This window comes from Microbacterium sp. PM5, from assembly GCF_003293595.1.
Taxonomy (GTDB): Bacteria; Actinomycetota; Actinomycetes; order Actinomycetales; family Microbacteriaceae; genus Microbacterium.
The window spans coordinates 2,277,365-2,295,895 of record NZ_CP022162.1 but is presented as its reverse complement, the minus strand read 5'-3'; the positions used below and the strand labels follow the sequence as shown (position 1 = coordinate 2,295,895).

15 protein-coding genes are annotated in these 18,531 nt (G+C 71.3%); 8 read left to right on the top strand and 7 right to left on the bottom strand.

The features are described from left to right. Positions 1-81 precede the first annotated feature (81 nt). The 3 genes from recQ to CEP17_RS11040 all read right to left on the bottom strand — a co-directional run bounded on the left by recQ (position 82) and on the right by CEP17_RS11040 (position 6,090). On the bottom strand, positions 82-2,103 hold the full coding sequence (gene recQ / locus CEP17_RS11050; protein WP_112932270.1) for a DNA helicase RecQ: 2,022 nt from the start codon (positions 2,101-2,103) through the stop codon (positions 82-84). A gap of 174 nt (positions 2,104-2,277) precedes the next feature. Then, positions 2,278-4,839: a DEAD/DEAH box helicase gene (locus CEP17_RS11045; RefSeq protein WP_112932269.1), complete on the bottom strand. Its 2,562-nt coding sequence runs from the start codon at positions 4,837-4,839 to the stop codon at positions 2,278-2,280. Between the two features lie 57 nt (positions 4,840-4,896). Next, complete coding sequence (locus tag CEP17_RS11040) at positions 4,897-6,090, bottom strand: glycoside hydrolase family 3 N-terminal domain-containing protein (protein WP_112932268.1); 1,194 nt, start codon at positions 6,088-6,090, stop codon at positions 4,897-4,899. Positions 6,091-6,096: 6 nt separating this feature from the next. Between CEP17_RS11040 and CEP17_RS11035 the strand changes: the two genes are divergently transcribed. The 7 genes from CEP17_RS11035 to CEP17_RS11005 all read left to right on the top strand — a co-directional run bounded on the left by CEP17_RS11035 (position 6,097) and on the right by CEP17_RS11005 (position 12,297). Continuing rightward, entirely contained in the window at positions 6,097-6,564 is a 468-nt protein-coding gene (locus tag CEP17_RS11035) for a GNAT family N-acetyltransferase (protein WP_343234086.1), read from the top strand. Next, positions 6,561-7,568 (top strand): pirin family protein, encoded by a 1,008-nt coding sequence (locus CEP17_RS11030; protein WP_112932266.1) that lies wholly within the window; start codon positions 6,561-6,563, stop codon positions 7,566-7,568. The genes CEP17_RS11035 and CEP17_RS11030 overlap by 4 nt, the downstream gene beginning before the upstream one ends. Positions 7,569-7,616: 48 nt before the next feature. Next, positions 7,617-8,177, top strand: coding sequence for an ECF transporter S component (locus CEP17_RS11025; RefSeq protein WP_039413055.1), 561 nt, complete (start codon positions 7,617-7,619; stop codon positions 8,175-8,177). Positions 8,178-8,262: 85 nt separating this feature from the next. Continuing rightward, entirely contained in the window at positions 8,263-10,038 is a 1,776-nt protein-coding gene (locus tag CEP17_RS11020) for an ABC transporter ATP-binding protein (RefSeq protein WP_112932265.1), read from the top strand. Next, complete coding sequence (locus CEP17_RS11015; protein WP_112932264.1) at positions 10,035-10,844, top strand: energy-coupling factor transporter transmembrane component T; 810 nt, start codon at positions 10,035-10,037, stop codon at positions 10,842-10,844. The genes CEP17_RS11020 and CEP17_RS11015 overlap by 4 nt, the downstream gene beginning before the upstream one ends. A 44-nt stretch (positions 10,845-10,888) precedes the next feature. Continuing rightward, the gene (locus CEP17_RS11010) at positions 10,889-11,752 is read left to right on the top strand and encodes a siderophore-interacting protein (protein WP_112932263.1); all 864 of its coding nucleotides are present in this window, start codon (positions 10,889-10,891) and stop codon (positions 11,750-11,752) included. Beyond that, positions 11,752-12,297, top strand: a complete 546-nt coding sequence (locus CEP17_RS11005) for an ECF transporter S component (RefSeq protein ID WP_112932262.1) — start codon at positions 11,752-11,754, stop codon at positions 12,295-12,297. Before CEP17_RS11010 ends, CEP17_RS11005 begins: the two co-directional genes overlap by 1 nt. 7 nt (positions 12,298-12,304) lie before the next feature. Here CEP17_RS11005 and CEP17_RS11000 read toward each other — a convergent pair whose 3' ends face one another. The 3 genes from CEP17_RS11000 to CEP17_RS10990 all read right to left on the bottom strand — a co-directional run bounded on the left by CEP17_RS11000 (position 12,305) and on the right by CEP17_RS10990 (position 15,256). Then, positions 12,305-12,730, bottom strand: a complete 426-nt coding sequence (locus CEP17_RS11000) for a GIY-YIG nuclease family protein (RefSeq protein WP_036319161.1) — start codon at positions 12,728-12,730, stop codon at positions 12,305-12,307. 214 nt (positions 12,731-12,944) lie between these two features. Further along, entirely contained in the window at positions 12,945-14,108 is a 1,164-nt protein-coding gene (locus CEP17_RS10995; protein ID WP_036319164.1) for an acyl-CoA dehydrogenase family protein, read from the bottom strand. Positions 14,109-14,236: 128 nt separating this feature from the next. Next, on the bottom strand, positions 14,237-15,256 hold the full coding sequence (locus tag CEP17_RS10990; protein WP_239498512.1) for a M15 family metallopeptidase: 1,020 nt from the start codon (positions 15,254-15,256) through the stop codon (positions 14,237-14,239). A gap of 76 nt (positions 15,257-15,332) precedes the next feature. Between CEP17_RS10990 and CEP17_RS10985 the strand changes: the two genes are divergently transcribed. Next, the gene (locus CEP17_RS10985) at positions 15,333-16,397 is read left to right on the top strand and encodes an Rv2578c family radical SAM protein (RefSeq protein WP_162722440.1); all 1,065 of its coding nucleotides are present in this window, start codon (positions 15,333-15,335) and stop codon (positions 16,395-16,397) included. Between the two features lie 65 nt (positions 16,398-16,462). Here CEP17_RS10985 and CEP17_RS10980 read toward each other — a convergent pair whose 3' ends face one another. Beyond that, positions 16,463-18,406: a DEAD/DEAH box helicase gene (locus CEP17_RS10980; RefSeq protein ID WP_112932259.1), complete on the bottom strand. Its 1,944-nt coding sequence runs from the start codon at positions 18,404-18,406 to the stop codon at positions 16,463-16,465. Positions 18,407-18,531 lie beyond the last annotated feature (125 nt).

Sequence of the window (18,531 nt, the reverse complement as noted above, 5' to 3'; positions counted from 1 at the left end):
TCTTGGCCTGAGGCGCACCCTCACCGTCCCTATGCCCCGGCGATGAACTCCGGGCGCGAGTGCGCGTCGCTCTGCTCGGCGTCAGTGCGCGGCGATGACCGCGAGGACGCCCTCGCCGTAGGCCTCGCGCTTCTTCGCGCCGATGCCCGTGATGCCGTCGAGCGCCGCGATGGATGCCGGGCGCTGCTCGGCCAGCGCCCGCAGCGTCGCATCGCCGAAGACGATGTACGCGGGCACGCCCTGTTCTTTCGCGACCCCGGCACGCCAGGCGCGAAGGGCTTCGAAGAGGTCGCGGTCACCGTCGGCCACGGCGTCGGACGCCGCGGCCTTGCGGACGCGCGCCGCACCCCCGCCGCGCCCGAGGACGTCGCGGCGCAGCGGCACCGCCGTCTCACCGCGCAGCACCGCCGCGCCTTCGTCGCCGACCGCGAGCACGCCGTACTCGCCGCGCGCGACGATGACGCCGCGAGCGAGCAGTTGTCGGATGACGCTGCGCCAGTCCTGATCGCTGAGGTCCGCTCCCAGCCCGTACGTGGCGAGCGTGTCGTGACCTTGCTGACGGATGCGCTCGGTCGACGCTCCGCGGAGGATGTCGACCAGGTGCCCCGCGCCGAACGCCTGATTGCGCTCGCGCTGCAGCCGCACGATCGTCGACAGCAGCTTCTGGGCGGGGACCAACCCGTCCCAGGTGTCGGGCCCGTCGAGACAGGTGTCGCAGTTGCCGCACGGCTCGGAACTCTGCCCGAAGTAGGCGAGAAGGTTCTGCCGGCGGCAGGAGACCGTCTCACAGAGGGCGAGCATCGCGTCGAGGTGTTGACCGAGCCGCATCTTGTACGACCGCTCGCCCGGCGACTGATCGATGAGACGCCGCTGCTGCACCACGTCGCCGAGGCCGTAGGCCATCCAGGCGATGGCAGGCTCGCCGTCGCGGCCGGCCCGGCCCGTCTCCTGGTAGTAGCCCTCCACCGATTTCGGCAGGTCGATGTGGGCGACGAAGCGTACGTCCGGCTTGTCGATGCCCATTCCGAAAGCGATCGTGGCGACCATCACCACGCCGTCTTCGCGGAGGAAGCGCTGCTGGTGGTGAGCACGCACCGCGGCATCCAATCCCGCGTGGTACGGCAGGGCATCGACCCCGTGCGTGCGCAGATATTCGGCCGTCTGCTCCACCGACTTACGGCTGAGGGCGTAGACGATTCCGGCGGCGCCGACAGGCTGGGCGCGCACGAACTGCAGCAGCTGACGGCGCGGATCGACCTTCGGCTCGATGCGGTACTGGATGTTGGGACGATCGAAGCTCGCGACGAAATGCCGTGCGTCGGGCAGGCGCAGCCGCTCGGTGATCTCCTGATGGGTCGCGCGCGTGGCCGTCGCCGTGAGCGCCATGCGCGGCACCCCGGGGAAGCGCGCGCTCAGATCTCCGAGCGCGAGGTAGTCGGGACGGAAGTCGTGACCCCACTGACTGACGCAGTGCGCCTCGTCGATGGCGATCACACTGAGTGTGCCCCGCTGCAGCAGGGCACTCGTCGCGGGAGCGCTGAGGCGTTCGGGCGCGACGTAGAGCAGGTCGAGCTCGCCGGCGAGGAAGTCGCGCTCGACACCGGCGCGTTCGGACGGGCTCTGGGTGGAGTTCAGGTACGCCGCCCGCACACCGTTGGCGCGCAGGGCGTCGACCTGGTCGTGCATCAGTGCGATGAGCGGACTGATGACCAGCCCCGTGCCGGGACGGACGAGCGCGGGAACCTGATACGTGATCGATTTGCCGCCGCCGGTGGGCATGAGCACCACGGCGTCGCCGCCGGCGACGACGTGCGCCACGATGTCGCCCTGATCGCCGCGGAACTCGTCGTAGCCGAAGACCTCCTTCAGGACGGCCTTCGGGTCGGACGCAGAGGCGGCTCGCGGCGCGGCCGGGCGGGCGGGTGCGGTGGCGGCCGGGTTGGCGGCCGGTGCCGCGTCCCGTGTCGCGCGAGCGAGCGCACCGGCATACCCGTCGTACTCCGGCGGCGGCGGGGCGTCGGCGTCGTCGGGCGGAGTCAGCTCATCCACATCCCACGGCACGTCCGCGTAGGGGTCGTCGTACCGATCGGTAGCTGCACTCACCCGTCCAGGCTAGCCGCGGCATCCGACACCCACACCCGCACCGCCCACACACCCCACCCACACCCCGCCGAGCCGCCACGATCCCGCCGAGCCGCCACGACAGATCATGGCGGCTCGCGCAGAACATGGCGGTTCGGCGATCGCCGGATCGCCGGAGCGGGGGCGGGGGGAGGGTTAGAGCCGCACGACCTCGGTGACGCGGACGACGGCGGCTCCCTCCTCGACGGATGCGGCGAGATCGACCTCGGCCCGGATACGCCAGTCGTGGTCTCCGGCCGGATCGTCGATCGTCTGCTCGACGCGCCAGAGACCGGATGCCGCGGCATCCGCCGTGTCGATCGCACACAGCCGCGGTGAGCGCGCGGGGCCGCCGGTGAGGATCTCGTCGTGCTCGTCGTAATAGCGGTCGAGGGCTTGCGGCCAGTCGACGTCGGGATCGAGGGCGACCAGCGCGTCGTCGTCCTGCAGAGCCGCGAGCTGCACCCGGCGGAACAGCTCGTTGCGCACGAGCACCGTGAACGCGCGCTCGTTCGTGAGGATGGAGGGCGGCGCCGGCGGCACGACCGGAGCGCCGTCCTCGGGCAGCACCGCCGTCGGGTCGATGAGCGCCGACCACTCGTCGACGAGACTCGAGTCGACCTGGCGCACGAGTTCGCCGAGCCACTCGATGATGTCGCGCAGCTCATCGGTTCTCGCATCAGCGGGAACGGTCTGGCGAATCGCACGGTCGGCGTCGGACAGGTAGCGCAGCACCAGCCCTTCACTGCGGGACAGCTGATAGAAGGAGACGTATTCCGCAAACGACATGGCCCGCTCGAACATGTCGCGGACCACCGATTTGGGGCTCAGTTCGAAGTCGCGCACCCAGGGCTGCGACGAGGCGAACACCTCGAAGGACTGCGTCAGCAGGTCGGCGAGCGGTTTCGGGTAGGTGATCTCCTCGAGCAGCGCCATGCGCTCGTCGTACTCGATGCCGTCGCGCTTCATGGCGGCAACCGCCTCGCCCCGGGCGCGGTACTCCTGCTGGGCGAGGATGGCGCGCGGGTCATCGAGGGTCGACTCGATGACGCTCAGCACGTCGAGGGCGTAGTGGCCGGTGCCGACACCGCCCTGCGCGGGGGCTCCGCCCGGCAGGACGTCGTCGTCCGGCGACAGCAGCTCGATGGCGGCGAGCGCGAAGGGCGACAACGGCTGGTTGAGCGCGAAGTTCGGCTGCAGGTCGACGGTGAGCGCGATGCGCGGGCCGGATGCCGGGGAGCGGTCGATCTCGACGATCCCGGCATCCACGAGCGTGCGGAAGATCGCGATCGCGCGTCGGGCGAGGGCGAACCGACGCGCGATCGGCTCGTGGTTGTCGAACACGAGCGCGCGAACGTGGCCGAACACGTCTCCCCCGCGACCGATGACGTTGATCAGCATCGCGGCGGTGAGCTTCAGCTGCGGCACGAGCGGCTCGGGAGCGGCGGCGATGAGCCGCTCGTATGATCCCTCGCCCCAGTTGACGACACCGGTGGGGGCCTTCTTGCGGACGATCTTCTTGCGTTTTGCCGGATCGTCTCCGGCCTTGGCGAGCGCGACCGCGTTCTCGATCTCCCACTCGGGCGCCATGACCACGACGTTGCCGTGGGTGTCGTAGCCGGCACGTCCCGCGCGCCCGGCGACCTGGTGGAACTCGCGCGCGGTGAGCTGGCGCATCTTCGTGCCGTCGTACTTGCTGAGCGCGGTGATCATGACGGTGCGGATGGGCACATTGATGCCGACCCCGAGGGTGTCGGTGCCGCAGATCACCCGCAGCAGCCCGCGCTGGGCGAGAGTCTCGACGAGGCGTCGGTAGCGCGGCAGCATACCCGCGTGGTGCACACCGATGCCGGCCCTGACAAGGCGCGACAGCGTCTTGCCGAAGCCGGTCGTGAAGCGGAAGCCGCCGATGGCGTCGGCGATCTCGTCGCGCTGGGCGCGGGTGGTGAGGGTGACCGATGCCAGGGCCTGCGCACGCTCGAGGGCCGCTGCCTGTGCGAAGTGCACGATGTAGACCGGCACCTCGCGCTCGTCGACGAGCATCGTCAGCACCTCGTGCACCGGCCGGCGCTCGTAGGAGAAGTGCAGCGGGACCGGGCGCTCGACGCCGGTGACGAGCGCCACCGGACGGGACGTGCGGCGCTCCAGATCGTCGGCGATCGGTGTGACGTCGCCGAGAGTGGCCGACATCAGCAGGAACTGCGCCTGCGGCAGCAGCAGGAGCGGCACCTGCCACGCCCATCCCCGATCGGGATCGCCGTAGTAGTGGAACTCGTCCATGACGACCTGGGCGATCTCCGCATCCGCGCCGTGGCGGAGGGCGATGTTGGCGAGGATCTCCGCGGTGCAGCAGACGATCGCGGCATCCGGATTCACCGACGAGTCGCCGGTGACCATGCCGACGTTCTCGGCGCCGAACACCTCGACCAGCGCGAAGAACTTCTCGCTGACCAGCGCCTTGATCGGGGCCGTGTAATACGAGCGGCCGCCCGCGGCCAGGCAGGCCGCGTGCGCGGCGATCGCGACGAGCGACTTGCCGGTGCCGGTCGGCGTCGACAGGATCACGTTGGCGCCCGACACCAGCTCGATGACGGCTTCGTCCTGTGCGGGGTACAGCGCCAGCCCGCGCCCGGCGGCCCAATCGACGAAGCCCTGATAGGCGGCATCCGCCGACGCGCCGACGGGCACGAGATCTGTCAGTGCCGCGGGCGAGGTCATTACCCGAGTCTGCCAGGCGCCGCGGTGCCACCGTCGCACGGTGCCGCCGCGGTGGGCTCAGGGGCGCGCGGCCTTGGCGGCGAGCACGTGTCGTGCGGCGTCGTCCACACGCTGTGCGAATGCGGGATCGGTCTGCGCCTTGGCGAGCACCGCGTCGTACATGGCCGCGAAGACGCTGGGGTCCGTCGATGCGAGCACGACGTCGACCCCGGCGCTCACGGCGAGCACCGCGCGATCGGCCGGGCTCCACGCCTGCACCGCCTGTGCCGCGGAGAGGTCGTCGGTGACGATCATCGCGTCGGGCCCGACGAGCGACCGGGCGAGGGCCACCACCGTCGGTGAGAACACCGCCGGTGCAGAGGGGTCGATGTTCTGGTAGATCGCGCTCGAGACCATCACGGCGGCGGGGCCGCCCTGCAGCAGACGGCGGTAGACGGCGATGTCGGGGCCGTCCGCGGTGACGGTCGTGTCGACGACGTCGGCGGTGGTGTCGGTGTTGGCGGTGACGTGACCGAGCCCCGGGAAGTGCTTGAACACCGGCATGACACGCGAGGCCCGCATCCCGTCGGCGAACGCGCCGGCCTTGGCGACCACCGTCGCCTCGTCGTAGCCGTACTGACGGCCGAGCGCACCGATCGGCGGATTGTCGAAGCGCGTCGCTTCGCTCGTGACGATGTCGGCGACGGGCGCGAGGTTGAGGGTGACGCCGGCGGCGGCGAGCTGCTGCCCCCACGTCGTCGCGGAGGCGCGCAGCTGGTCGTCGGGCAGGTCCGCCTGCCGGATCGCGTACGGGATGTCATCGAAACCCGGCCCCGTGAGCACCTGGACCTCGCCTCCCTCCTGGTCGGTGGAGACCCAGAGGGGGATGCCGTCGGCATCCGCGCTCGTGAACGAGCCCACGAGCGCCGCGACCGCCGCCGCCCCCGCCTGCGAACGCCCGTGCAGGAAGATCCCGCCCGCGTGCCGGTCGGTGACCGCCGCCATCGTGGCCGGCGTCGCCGCATCGATCTGCGTGCCCACGATGAAGAGCTGTCCGACGCGCTGGCGCAGGTCCAGACCGGCGAGCGGGTCGACGGTGGGCGTCGGGGTGGGAGTCGGCGTCGGGACGGGTGACGGAGCGGAGGTCGACGGGGACGGGGACGGACCGTAGGCACCGCAACCCGCCAGGCCGAGGGCGATCACCGCGGCGGCCGCGGCGGAACGCAGCGCGCGCGAGAGCCGTCGCGAACGGAGGCCGGAAGAAGACGTCACCCCGCCATCCTCCCGGTTCGCCCGCCGCCGCGACAGGCCTGGTGCCCTGACCGAGAACCGGCCTACGGTGGGAGGACACCTGCACACGAAAGGGACGTGATGAGCGACGACATCCGCATCGCCCGCAACGACGACGCCGACCGCTACGAGATCCTCGTCGACGGACGGGTCGCCGGCTTCACCGAGTACGAAGCGGATGCCGAGGGCCGGCACGTCTTCCCGCACACGGAGATCGACCCCGCCTACGGCGGACGCGGACTCGGCACGAAGCTCGTCGCGGCGGCGATGGAGGGCGAGTCCGCGCGCGGGGTTGCCGTGGTGCCGGTGTGCCCGTTCGTCGTGAGCTACCTGCAGAAGAACGAGGTGCCCGGCCTCGCCGTGGCGTGGCGCGAGGGTGATGTCGAGGCCGCGAGCGCCGCGTCGACCGCCGAGCCGACGCCGGGCGACGAAGGGGTGGGGTCGTCCCGAGGATGACCAGGCTCGACGACGCGGCCCCCGACCTGGCCGGACCGGCCGCCTGCGACGGTCCCCGCTCGCTGCTGCTGGAGGCCCGCGAGGTCCCGCTCGGCGGCGTGCGGGCGATGGAGGTGCACCGCAGTCTGCCCCAGCGCGCACTGCCGATGGTCGGCGCCTGGTGCTTCCTCGACAGGTTCGGGCCGCAGACCGCGCGCATGCGGGTGGAGCCGCACCCCCACATCGGCCTGCAGACCGTGACCTGGCCGCTCGTGGGCGAGGTGCGCCACCGCGACACGCTCGGCAACGACGTGGTGGTCAGGCGCGGCGTCCTCAACCTCATGACCAGCGGCGCCGGCATCGCACACTCCGAGTACTCCCTGGGCGAAGACGCCGTGCCACTGGATGCGCTGCAGCTGTGGGTCGCCCTCCCGGAGTCGCGGCGCCACGGCGCGGCGGACTTCGAGCGGCACGAGAACCTGCCGATCGTCACCCTCGACGACGGGGAGCACGGCGCCGGGGCCACGGCGACGGTCGTGGTCGGGGTCTTCGCCGGCGTGCCGTCGCCCGCGACGATGCACACGCCGATCGTCGGCGCCGAGATCCGCCTGCCGGCGGGGGCGCGGGTGCGCCTTCCGCTCGATCCGGCCTGGGAGTACGCCCTCGTCGGTGTCGCCGGGGTGCCCGAGGTGCGCACCGCGGAGGATGCCGCGACCGCCCTCCCCGACCAGGGGCTGCTGTACCTCGGCATCCATCGCGACGGGGTCGAGGTGACGGCGCAAGAGGACACGACGCTGTTCCTGATCGGCGGCGAACCGTTCGAGTCGGACATCGTCATGTGGTGGAACTTCGTGGGGCGCTCGCACGATGAGATCGTGGCCGCGCGCGAAGCATGGGAGAGCGAGGCCGACGGCGGCGATCCCGCCGCGGCGCGCTTCGGGCACGTCATCGGACACGACCGTGAGCGGGTGCCGGCGCCACCCCTTCCGGCGGTGCGACTGACTCCTCGACGCCGCACGGTCTGAGGGTTTTTCCCGGTTCGGGCTCCGCGAGCGCGCAGCTACGCTGGAGGCGTGGCCCGAAACACCGTCCTGTCGACGCGCGTCCTGCTGGTGTGCGCGGCAATCGGCGTGGCCACCGGCATCCTGGGCGGTATCGCCGGGCTCGTGACGCCGATCGTCCTCTCCGTACCCGGTCTGGCCATCGTCTACGGCCTCGTGCTGGGCGCGCACGTGCTTCCCGGCATCATCGCGCAGGAGGTGCTGCGCCTGCCGCTGGTGGCCGTGCTGACGCATGTCCTGGCAGCGCTGGTCGCCAGCGCGTTCGCGCCGATCTGGAGCGCGCGTTTCCTCGGCACGGCACTGCTGTTCGGTGCGATTCAGGAGGGTGTGGCCGCACTCACCCGCTACCGCGCGTGGGGTGCGTGGCGGTTTTTCATCTCCGCGGTCGTGATCGGTGTCCTCGTGGCGGTCGTGGTCTTCTTCGCCGCGCACCTGAGCGCCTACCCGCTCTGGGCCCAGATCGCCTATCTCGCCCTGTCGGTGTGCGGACCGGTGGCCTGGACGGCGATCGGACTCGGCGTCGGCGCGTCGCTGCGGCGGGCGGGCGTCGCGCGGCAGATCGTTCGGCGCTGATACGGGGTTCCGGACAGGAGCTAGGTGGGAGAAGTTAGGTTCGGCTAACCTGAGGGGAGACCCCCGACCGACCCTGGGACGAACCGTGACCACTGCTGAGCCTGGAGCGGATGCCGCGGTGCCCGATATCCGCGCGGCCGGTGCTCTGCTGAGCGTGCGTGATCTCGGCATCCGTCACGACGGAGCGGATGCCGAGGCTCCCGCCGGCGCCTCGTTCGTCGTCAACCGCGGCGAAGTGGTGCTGCTTCTCGGTCCGAGCGGGGCCGGGAAGTCGACGCTCGCACTGGCGCTCAACGGGCTCATCCCCCACGCGGTGCCGGCCACGGTGCGCGGACGGGTGGAGGTCGACGGTCTCGACACCGCCGAGACCCCGGTGTCGGTGCTGAGCACGCGAGTGGGCATGGTGTTCCAGGATCCCGACGCGCAGCTGGTGACGGGAACCCTCCTCGACGAAGTGGCCTTCGGCCCCGAGAACCTGCGTCTTCCCGTGGCGGACGTGCTGGAGCGCGCGGAGGAAGGCCTGCGCCGGGTCGGCCTGTGGGACCGGCGGCACGAGAACCCCGACCGTCTGAGCGGAGGCGGCCGCCAGCGCCTCGCGATCGCGTGCGCGCTCGCGATGGGCTCACCGCTTCTGGTGCTCGACGAGCCGACGGCGAACCTCGACCCGCAGGGCGTCGAAGAGGTCTACGCGACGCTCGGCGCGCTCGTCGCCGCCGGCGATCGCGCGATCGTGCTCGTGGAACACAACCTCGACGCCGTCGTCGGCATCATCGACCGGGTCGTCGTGCTCGATCGCACCGGGCGCACCGTGGCCGACGGCACGGTCGACGAGGTGCTGCGCGCCCGCGCCGCCGAGCTGCATGAGATGGGGGTCTGGCTGCCCGTCTCGACCCTCGCCGCACTGCGTCTGCGCGCTGCGGGGTGGGCGCTCGATCCTCTGCCGCTCGACCCGACCGAACTGCGCACCGCCCTCGACGCGGCGGACGCACCGGCCGGCTCGCCCGCGGCATCCGTCCCTTCCGCAGCCGATGCGGCGCCGGTCGCCTCCGCAGAGCCGTTGATACGTGTCCGCGGGCTGCGCACTCTGCGGGGTCGTCGCGAGATCCTGCACGGCATCGACCTGGATGTGGCGGCGGGCGAGTTCGTCGCCATCGTCGGCGCGAACGGCGCGGGAAAGACCACGCTGCTGCAGTCGCTCGCGGGAGTCGTCCCGGTGCCGCGGGGGCAGGTGGTGCTCGACGGCATCGACGTCGCGCGCAGCGATCCGCGCGAGCTGTCGCGGCGAATCGGCTTCGTGTTCCAGAATCCGGAGCACCAGTTCATCGCGCACACGGTGTTCGACGAACTGGCGCACGGCCTGCGGCGGCAGCGGCTCGCCGAGAACGAGGTGCGCGAGCGGGCCTTCGATGTGCTGCGCCGGTTCGACCTCGACGGCAAGGCCGACGTGCACCCCTTCCTGCTCTCCGGCGGGCAGAAGCGGCGCCTGTCGGTGGGCACCGCTCTCGTCGCCGGTGCGCCCGTGCTCGCCCTCGACGAACCCACGTTCGGTCAGGATCGGGCGCGGGCCGACGAGCTCATGGATCTGTTGGAGGGCCTGAGCGCCGACGGCACCACGATCCTCGTCGTCACCCACGACATGCAGCTGGTCACCGAGCACGCGCATCGCACGGTCGTCGTCTCCGAGGGGTGCGTGATCGCGGATGCCGCGACCGCCGCGATCTTCGCAGACGACGATCTGGTGCGCGCGGCGGGTCTCCGTCAGCCGCCGCTGCGACGCGCGTTCGCGGGGATGACGCGGCATCCTTCTCTTGCCGACGTCACCCGCCTCACCGATCTGCCGGTGGGGGTGACGGCCCCGTGAGCGCCGCCGTCACCGATCCGTGGGCGCGCACCGACAGCGGGAGCGTTCGCACGCTGGAGGGCATCAACCCCCTGGCGAAGCTCGCGGCGCCCCTGCCCGCGATGATCCTGCTGGTGTTCGTGCGCGACCTCGCCACCCCGCTCGCGTTCATCGCCGTCGCCTATGTCGTCGTGCTCCTCGGCGCGCGGCTGACCGCCCGGGTGGCCCTGCTGCTGTTCGTCGCGCTGCCCGCCGCGGCCCTCGTCATCGGAGCGTCGATGAGCCTGTGGACCGATCCCGCCCGCGTCGGCGGCGCCGTTCTCACGCACGTCGGCTCGTGGACGTTGACCAGTGGAGCCCTGGCGGTCGGGTCCGCGACAGGACTGCGCCTGGCCGCGATCGTCGCGCTCACGCTGATCGCGGGGCTGACGACCACGGGCCCCGACCTCGTCCGGGCGAGCGTGCAACAGCTGCGCGTGCCGTACCGGGTCGGCTACACCGCACTGGCCGCCTTCCGCTTCGTGCCGCGGTTCGGGCACGAGCTCGACGTGATCCGCCAGGCCCACCGGGTGCGCGGGTCGCACGGCGGCCGCGGACCGTTTGCCGCGATCGCGCGCTGGTGGGGCTATCTCGTGCCGCTTCTCGCGGGCGCGATCCGCCACGCCGAGCGCGTCGCGCTGTCGATGGATGCCCGCGCCTTCGGCGCCCACCCCGACCGCACCGAGCGTCACCTCGTCCCGTGGCGCCGGCGCGACACCGTCTTCGTGGTCGTCTTCTGGCTGGTGAGCGGCGCCATCCTGATCGCCCTCTTCCCCTGGACCGTCTGACGCCGCACTGCGCATCCCTGTCCACACACACGAAAGGGGCTCCCTTGGCCCGCTCGTCCCGCCTCACGAAGCCGTCTGCACAGCCGCTCCTGCGCCTCGAGGTCGTCCGCACCGAACGCCTCGCGCCGCACTGGATGCGCATCACCCTCGGCGGGGGCGACATCGCCCGCTTCTCGCCGATGGGCTACGACCAGTGGTTTCGCCTGTTCCTTCCCCACCGCAGCGACAGCGCGGGCACGGGGCTCGAGCGGATCCCGGCGAAGGCGAACAGCATCCTCGGCTATCTGAGCTACCTGCGCATCCCGGAGGGCATCCGTCCAGTCATGCGCAACTACTCGGTGCGGGCCTATCGCGCCTCGGGTCCGAGCGGCGGTGCGGAACTGGACGTCGACTTCGTCCTCCACGGGTCGGGCCCGACGGCGGGTCCCGCCTCGCGCTGGGCGGAGACGGCGGCGGTGGGCGAATCGGTCGTGATCATCGACGAAGGCATCGGCTTCGCGCCCGAGCGCGGTGTCGACCGGGTGCTCCTGGTCGGCGACGAGACGGCGGCGCCGGCCCTCGCCGGCATCTGCGCATCGCTTCCCGCCGCGGCGACGGGGACGGTCGTCGTGGAAGCGCCGTCCGCGGACGACGTTCTGACGTTCGAGGCGCCCGTGGGGGTCGATGTGACGTGGCTGGCGCGGGATGCCGCGGCATCCCCCGGCACCCCGGCGCTCGAGGCCCTGCGCGCGCTGGGCGCCCCCACGGCCGATACCCACGTGTTCGTCGCCGGCGAGCAGTCCCTCCCGGTGGCGGCACGGCGTCACCTCGTCGGCCTCGGGCATTCGAAGGATCGCATCAGCTTCGTCGGGTACTGGCGGCGGGGCGCGGCCACCGCGACAGCGCACGCCGCTTCGGAGGTGCACTGATGGGCAGGGCATCGACCGCGTACCTGCTGACGTGCGCCGCGATCGGCGTGGCCGGGGGCGTCGTGCTCGCGGCGGGGTGGTGGCTCTCGCTCGCCCTGTTCGCGACAGTGCCGTTCGCAACGGTGGCGATCGCCGGCCTGTGGGTGATTCCGCCGGTCGTGGCACTGCGCCTGCTGCAGCGTCCGTTCGCCGGCCTGCTGGTGGGGCTCATCTCGGGGCTCGTTCTCGCCCCGTTCTATACGATCTCGGCCGTCGCGACGACGCTGTTCTGGGCCTTCTTCCCCGAACTCCCGTTCATGGTGACGCTGTACCGACGGTGGGCGACGTGGCTGCACTATGCCGGGGCCGCTCTCATCGGCGTGGCGTATCCGATCCTCGCGGCGCAGTCGTTCGACCTCTGGTCGATGGCCACGCCCGTGCTCGTGGGATTCATCGCGCTGTGCGCGGCATCCTGCGTCGGCGGGACGGCTCTGGCCATTCTGATCGCCGACCGGCTGCGCGCCGCGGGAGTCGCACGCCTGGCCCGCCACCGCGCGGCGGCCTGAACGCGCGTCAGCTGACCGAACGACGAAGGGCGTCGGCGACCCAGCGGGCATAGCTGTGCCAGGGCGGGATGCCGTCGGCGAGCGCTGCCGCATGCGCGCGCAGTTCGGGCGCGGCACGGAACCACTCGCCGCCCTCGCGCAGGGGCGCGAACTGCTCATGACGCGCGCGCTCGACCGCGCGGCCGCCGAGCTCGAACGCCAACAGCTCCTGATGCCAGATCGCGGCGAGGCGCTGGCGTGGCTCGCGACTGGTGCCGATCTTGATGCGCTCTTCCCACCGCAGGTAGTAGACGACCTCGACGCGCGGGCGCGGCAGATCGGGATCGGGGCTGTCGCCGAGCCGCCACCCGCACACCGGACAGGTCAGGATGCCGTCGGCATCCGCCTCTGGCCGTGCGAGCCCGCACAGCACGCACTCCTCCCGCCGCGACACCCCCGCACGCTACCGCGCCCCGCCGACACCCGCGGCTGCCGCCCCCGACCGCCCCCGACCGCGACCCGACCGCGAGACACCGTCTGCGCACCGAAACACCGGTTGTGGCCAGGTGTCTCGGTGCAGAACCGGTGTCTCGCGGACGAGGAGGGATGCCGCGGGAGCGCGCGCGGGCAGATCAGCGCGCGCGGGCGGATCAGCGCGCGGGGGCGGATCAGCGCTTGCCGACGATCTGTCGCGACACGATGTCGCGCATGATCTCGTTCGTGCCGCCGTAGATGCGGTGCACGCGGGCGTCGAGGTAGGCGCGCGCGATCGGGTACTCGGTGATGTAGCCGTAGCCTCCGTGCAGCTGAACGCCGATGTCGAGCAGCTCCGCTTCACGATCGGTCGACCAGAACTTAACCTTCGCCGCCTCTTCGGCCGTGAGCTTCTTGTCCTTGTAGAGCATCATCGCGCGATCGTTGTAGGTCCACATGACGTCGACCGTGGTCGCCATGTCGGCGAGCAGGAACCGCGTGTTCTGGAAGTCGGCGATCCGCTCACCGAACGCCTCCCGGCTGAGCACGTAGTCGCGGGTCCACACGAACGCGGCCTCGCCCGCAGCCGCAGCCGCGACACCGATCGACAGACGCTCGAGCGGCAGGTTCATCATGAGCTGGATGAACCCCATGCCCTCCTTGCCGCCGATGAGGTTCGCTTCCGGGACGAACACGTCGGTGAAGCTGAGCTCCGCGGTGTCCCACCCGTGGAAGCCCATCTTCTCGAGCTTCTTGCTGTGGTCGAAACCCTCCATGCCGTCTTCGAGGATGAGCAGGCTGAAGGCATCCGGCCGGTTGCCCTCGCCGGTCTTCACGAACGTGACCACCATGTCGGCGGTCTTCCCCGAGGAGATGAACGTCTTCGCGCCGTTGACGAGATAGCCGCCGTCGACCTTCTTCGCGGTCGTCTTGATGCCGCGCAGGTCGCTTCCGGCGCCGGGCTCCGTCATCGCGAGCGCGCCGAGGATCTCGCCCGTCGCCATGCCGGGCAGCCACTTCTCCTTCTGCTCCTGCGTTCCCATGTGCACGATGTACGGCACGGCGAGGTCGTCCTGGATGCCGAAGGCACCGGCGAGCGAGCCCTGCCCGGCTCCGATGGTCTCCTCCAGGACGATCGAGCGGAATCGATAGTCCTGCAGCATGCCGGCGCCACCGAACTCCTCGGGCACGCTCAAACCGATGATGCCGGCTTCGCCGGCAGCGAGCATGGTCGCGCGGTCGATCTCACCGTCCGCCTCCCACTGCTTGCGCTTCTCTTCGGTGGCGAAGCGCTTGAGGAACTCCTTCACGACGTCGCGGAACGCCTCGTGGTCCTCGTCGTAGATCTCGCGCTCCATGGTGCGCCCGTCCTCTCGTCGTCGAGTGTGGAATCTGCCGGATGCCGCGGGAGGAATCCCGGATGCCGGTGGCATCGCATCCCAGCAACCATGGTACTGGGTTTCACCACGGGCGTGGCGGTCGACAATCAGTAGTCCGGCGCCGCCGGCAGACCGAAGAAGTCCTCGAGAGTGTGGAAACCGCCGTCGCGGTAGGCCTTCGCCAGCGCGGGGCCGATGTAACGCAGGTGCCAGGGCTCGGCCTCGTAACCGGTGATGGAGGTGTAGCCCTCTTCGTAACGGACGACGAAACCGAATCGCCAGGCGTTCGCGGCGACCCAGGCGCCTTGGCGCGTACCACCGAACGCTTCGATGGCACCGCAGCCGCCGTCGCAGGCTGCGACATCGGTGGCGAGTCCCGTCTGGTGCTCGCTGAAGCCGGGGCGGGCGCTCTGCTGATCGGCGACGTCGCGACCGAGCGAGTTCACGTACCCGTTGTAGGTGCGCGTCTGGGACGCGAACGATCGGTAGGCGCTGTTGAGGCCGATCGCCCCGACGCCCTCCTGAGCGGCGGCGGCGACGAGAGCCGTCAGCGCCTGCGCCGCCGCGGGCTGCAGCCTGCCGTCGACCGTGCGCTGCATGTCGGCGGGCGCGACCAGCTCCGTGGGCTCGACATCCAGCGGGTTCAGGGGCCGCTTCTTGTCGACGACGATCCAGAGCCGATGCGGGTCGCCGAGATCGATGCAGGGTGCGGAGCCGGCGACGACGGCGTCGCGGAAGGCCGCACCGCCACCGAAGGCGGCGATGACGTCCTCGTCCTGCCCCGCGGCGAGCGCTGCGACCACGGCGGGGTCGTCGCACAGCGCCGCAACGCCGGTCTGTGCGGGTACCGGCAGACCCGTGGCCGGCGGCGCCGTCGCGTCGGCTCCGCTCGGCAGAGCGACGGCGGCCACCGCGCTCGCTGTGGTCGCGGCGCCACTCGGGCCGCGCGCGCCGCTGAGCGAGAAGGCCGAGATGCCGACGACGGCCGCAACGGCCCAGAAGACGATCGCGAACGCCGTCCATCGCACGCGCAGCGGCACCTTCGCGAGCCACTCTCGGCGCGCCCGCGGGCGCGGGGCAGCGGCGCGCGCGGCGCGGCGACTGGTCGGCTGCTCGGGGTGCGGCACCCGCCTATTCTGCACGCCGAGCCCGTGCGACACCTGCCCGTTGCACATTTGTCGTATCTCTGTTCGAATGTACGACATGCGGTGGCGTGGACAGAGTATCGATGCAGCGGATGCCGCTGCCTTGCCCGGCATGGAGCGCCTCGACGGCCTGGTCCGCACCGTCACGACCCCGGAGTTCGCCGGGATGACCTTCCACGAGGTGGCGGCCAAGTCGGCGTTGAATCATGTGCCCTCGGCATCCGCGATGCCGTTCGACTGGACGGTGAACCCGTACCGTGGCTGCAGCCACGCCTGCTCGTACTGTTTCGCACGGGGCACCCACACCTACCTCGACCTCGACGCCGGGCGCGATTTCGACGAGCAGATCGTCGTGAAGGTCAACGTGGCCGAGGTCCTACGCCGCGAACTGGCCGCGCCGTCGTGGCAGCGGCAGCCGGTGGCGCTCGGCACCAACACCGACCCGTATCAGCGCGCCGAGGGGCGTTATCGGCTCATGCCCGAGATCATCGATGCCCTCGCGGCGAGCCGAACGCCGTTCTCGGTGCTCACCAAGGGCACGCTGTTTCGCCGCGACCTGCCGGTGCTCGCGCAGGCGCGGCGTCGCGTGCCCGTCCACCTCGCGATGTCGATCGCCATGCCCGACGAGCGGCTGCGGCAGACACTCGAGGCCGGTGCACCGACGTTCCAGGCACGCCTGGACACCGTGCGGGCGGCGACCGAAGCCGGATTCGCCGTGACGGTGTTCCTGATGCCGATCGTGCCGCACCTGACCGACTCCGTGGCGGTGCTCGACGACACGCTTGCGCGCATCGCGGCATCCGGCGCCGTGCGCGTCGTCTTCGGGGCACTGCACCTGCGTCCCGGCGCCCGGGAGTGGTTCTGGCAGTGGCTGGAACGCGAGCATCCGGAGCTCGTGCCCGCTTACCGAGGGCTCTACCCCGGCGCGACGGTCTACGCGCCGGTCGGGTACCGGAAGTGGCTGGCGGCCCGCGTGCATCCGCTGCTGCGACGGCACCGTCTCACCGGTGGTCCGGAGGACGAGGTCGAGACACGGCCGGCGCGACCGGGTCCGGTGCGGACGACCGCGCGGGCAGCGGCATCATCGTCGGTCGCGGCATCCGCCCCCGCGATGCTGTTCTGACAGGGAGTCGGCGGGGGCCGCGGCGCGAACACCGCGGCCCCCGCCGACTCGAGAGCGCGTCGAACTCAGCGGTCGACGTGCGCTGCCTGACGCCCTGAGATCTCCTCGAGCACGTCGTCGCCCGGACGGGCGTCCTCGAACGGCGCGTCGATCTCGGCGCGCTCGAGCATCTCCGTCATGCGACGGCGGCGCTGGCGAGGGATGAGAGTCACGACCGTTCCGACACGACCGGCACGGCCCGTTCGACCCGACCGGTGCAGGTACGTCTTGTACTCGTCGGGGGCGTCGGCCTGGACGACGAGGTCGATGTCGTCGACGTGGATGCCGCGCGCGGCGACATCGGTGGCGACGAGCACGCTGACCCGACCGGACGTGAGGCGCTCGAGGTTGCGCGTGCGCTTGGCCTGGTTCAGGTCGCCGTGGAGGGCGACGGCGTGGATGCCGGCGTCGTCGAACTGCTCGGCGAGCATCTCGGCGTAGGCCCGGGTGCGGGCGAACACGAGGGTCTTGCCGGCGCGGTCGACGAGCGAGGTGAGGATCTCCGCCTTGTCGCGGTGGTCGATGACGAGCACGCGGTGGTCGATCGTGCCGGAGTCCTGGTCTTCGCCGGCGACCTCGTAGACGGCGGGGTCGACGAGGAACTCATCGACGAGGGCCGCGACCTCGCGGTCGAGGGTCGCCGAGAAGAGCAGCTTCTGCGCGTCGGGGTCAACGAGCCGGAGGATCCGCTGCATCGGCTCGAGGAAGCCGAGCTCGCTCATGTGATCGGCTTCGTCGAGCACGACGATGCCGACCTCGGAGAGGTCGAGCTTGCCCTGGTTCTGCAGGTCTTCGATGCGTCCGGGAGTGCCGATGATGATGTCGACGCCCTTCTTCAGCGCCCCGACCTGGCGCCCGGCGGGCACGCCGCCGTAGATCTGCGTGGTGAAGAGGCCGACGCTGCGGGCGATCGGCTGGATGGTGCGGTCGATCTGCAGCGCGAGCTCGCGTGTCGGGGCGAGGATCAGGGCCCTCGGGCTGCGGCCGAACGCGCGACGCTTGCCGGCCTGGCTGCGCAGCACCGCCTCGACGAGCGGCGCGCCGAATGCGATGGTCTTGCCCGAACCGGTGCGGCCGCGGGCGAGCACGTCCTTGCCCGCGAGGATCGGCGCGATCGTGGCGGCCTGGATGGGGAACGGGGCCGCGGCGCCGAGCTCGGCGAGGGTCCGCACGATGTTGTCACCGAGACCGAGGCTCGCGAAGCTCACGTCCGCGACCTCTTCGGCCTGCACGGCCTGCGCCTGCAGCTTCTCGTGCACGACATCGGCGTGCTCCTCATAGGCCTTGCGCGCCGCGGCATCCTTTGCGTCGGAGTTCCAGTCGGAACGGTTGCCGCCGGTGCGAACCGGGCGGTCGTCGCGGCGCGGACGGTCGTAACTCCTCCGATCCGCATCTCGCGCGGCGAAATCAGGGCGCTCGCGTCGATCCGAGCGCGAGGTGGAGGAGTGGCGTCCGCGGTCGTCGAACGAACGAGCCGGACGGTCGTCGAACGAACGAGCCGGACGGTCGTCGCGACGGGGACGTTCCGCGTCTCGGAAGTCGCGGCCTTCGCGCGGCGCACGCGCGCCATCGCGACCGCCGCGCGTGGAATCTGCGGAGTTGCGGCCATAGCCACCGCGCTCGTCACGACGCGGGCGATCCTCGAACGAACGAGCCGGACGNTCGTCGCGCGCGGGGCGGAAGCCGTCGCGGTCATCACGACGCGGGCGCTCGCCGTTGGCGCGCGAGCGGATGCCGCGAGCCTCGTCGCGTCCGGCCCGCTCCTGGGCGCTCCAGCGCTGCTTCGGCGCAGCACCCGACTCCGCGGCCTCGGCCGGACGGTAGCCGCGGTGGCTCGGGCTCTTACTGCCGGGCTTGCCCGCGGAGGACTGTCCGGGGCGACGCTTGGCGTCCTGGTAACTGGTCTTCGCGCCGTAACGCGGCTCGAAGTTCTGGGCGCGGCCGCCGGCCGGCTTCTTGCTCTTGGGCATGGTGTTCTTCCTGGGTTTTCTCGCGCGAGAACAGCGCCGCCGCGCAGCGAGAGCCGGAGCGACCAGGAGGCCGGACGGATCGGGGCGGCGGGCAACCCGGTGGTCCGGGGGCCATTCAACAGTGA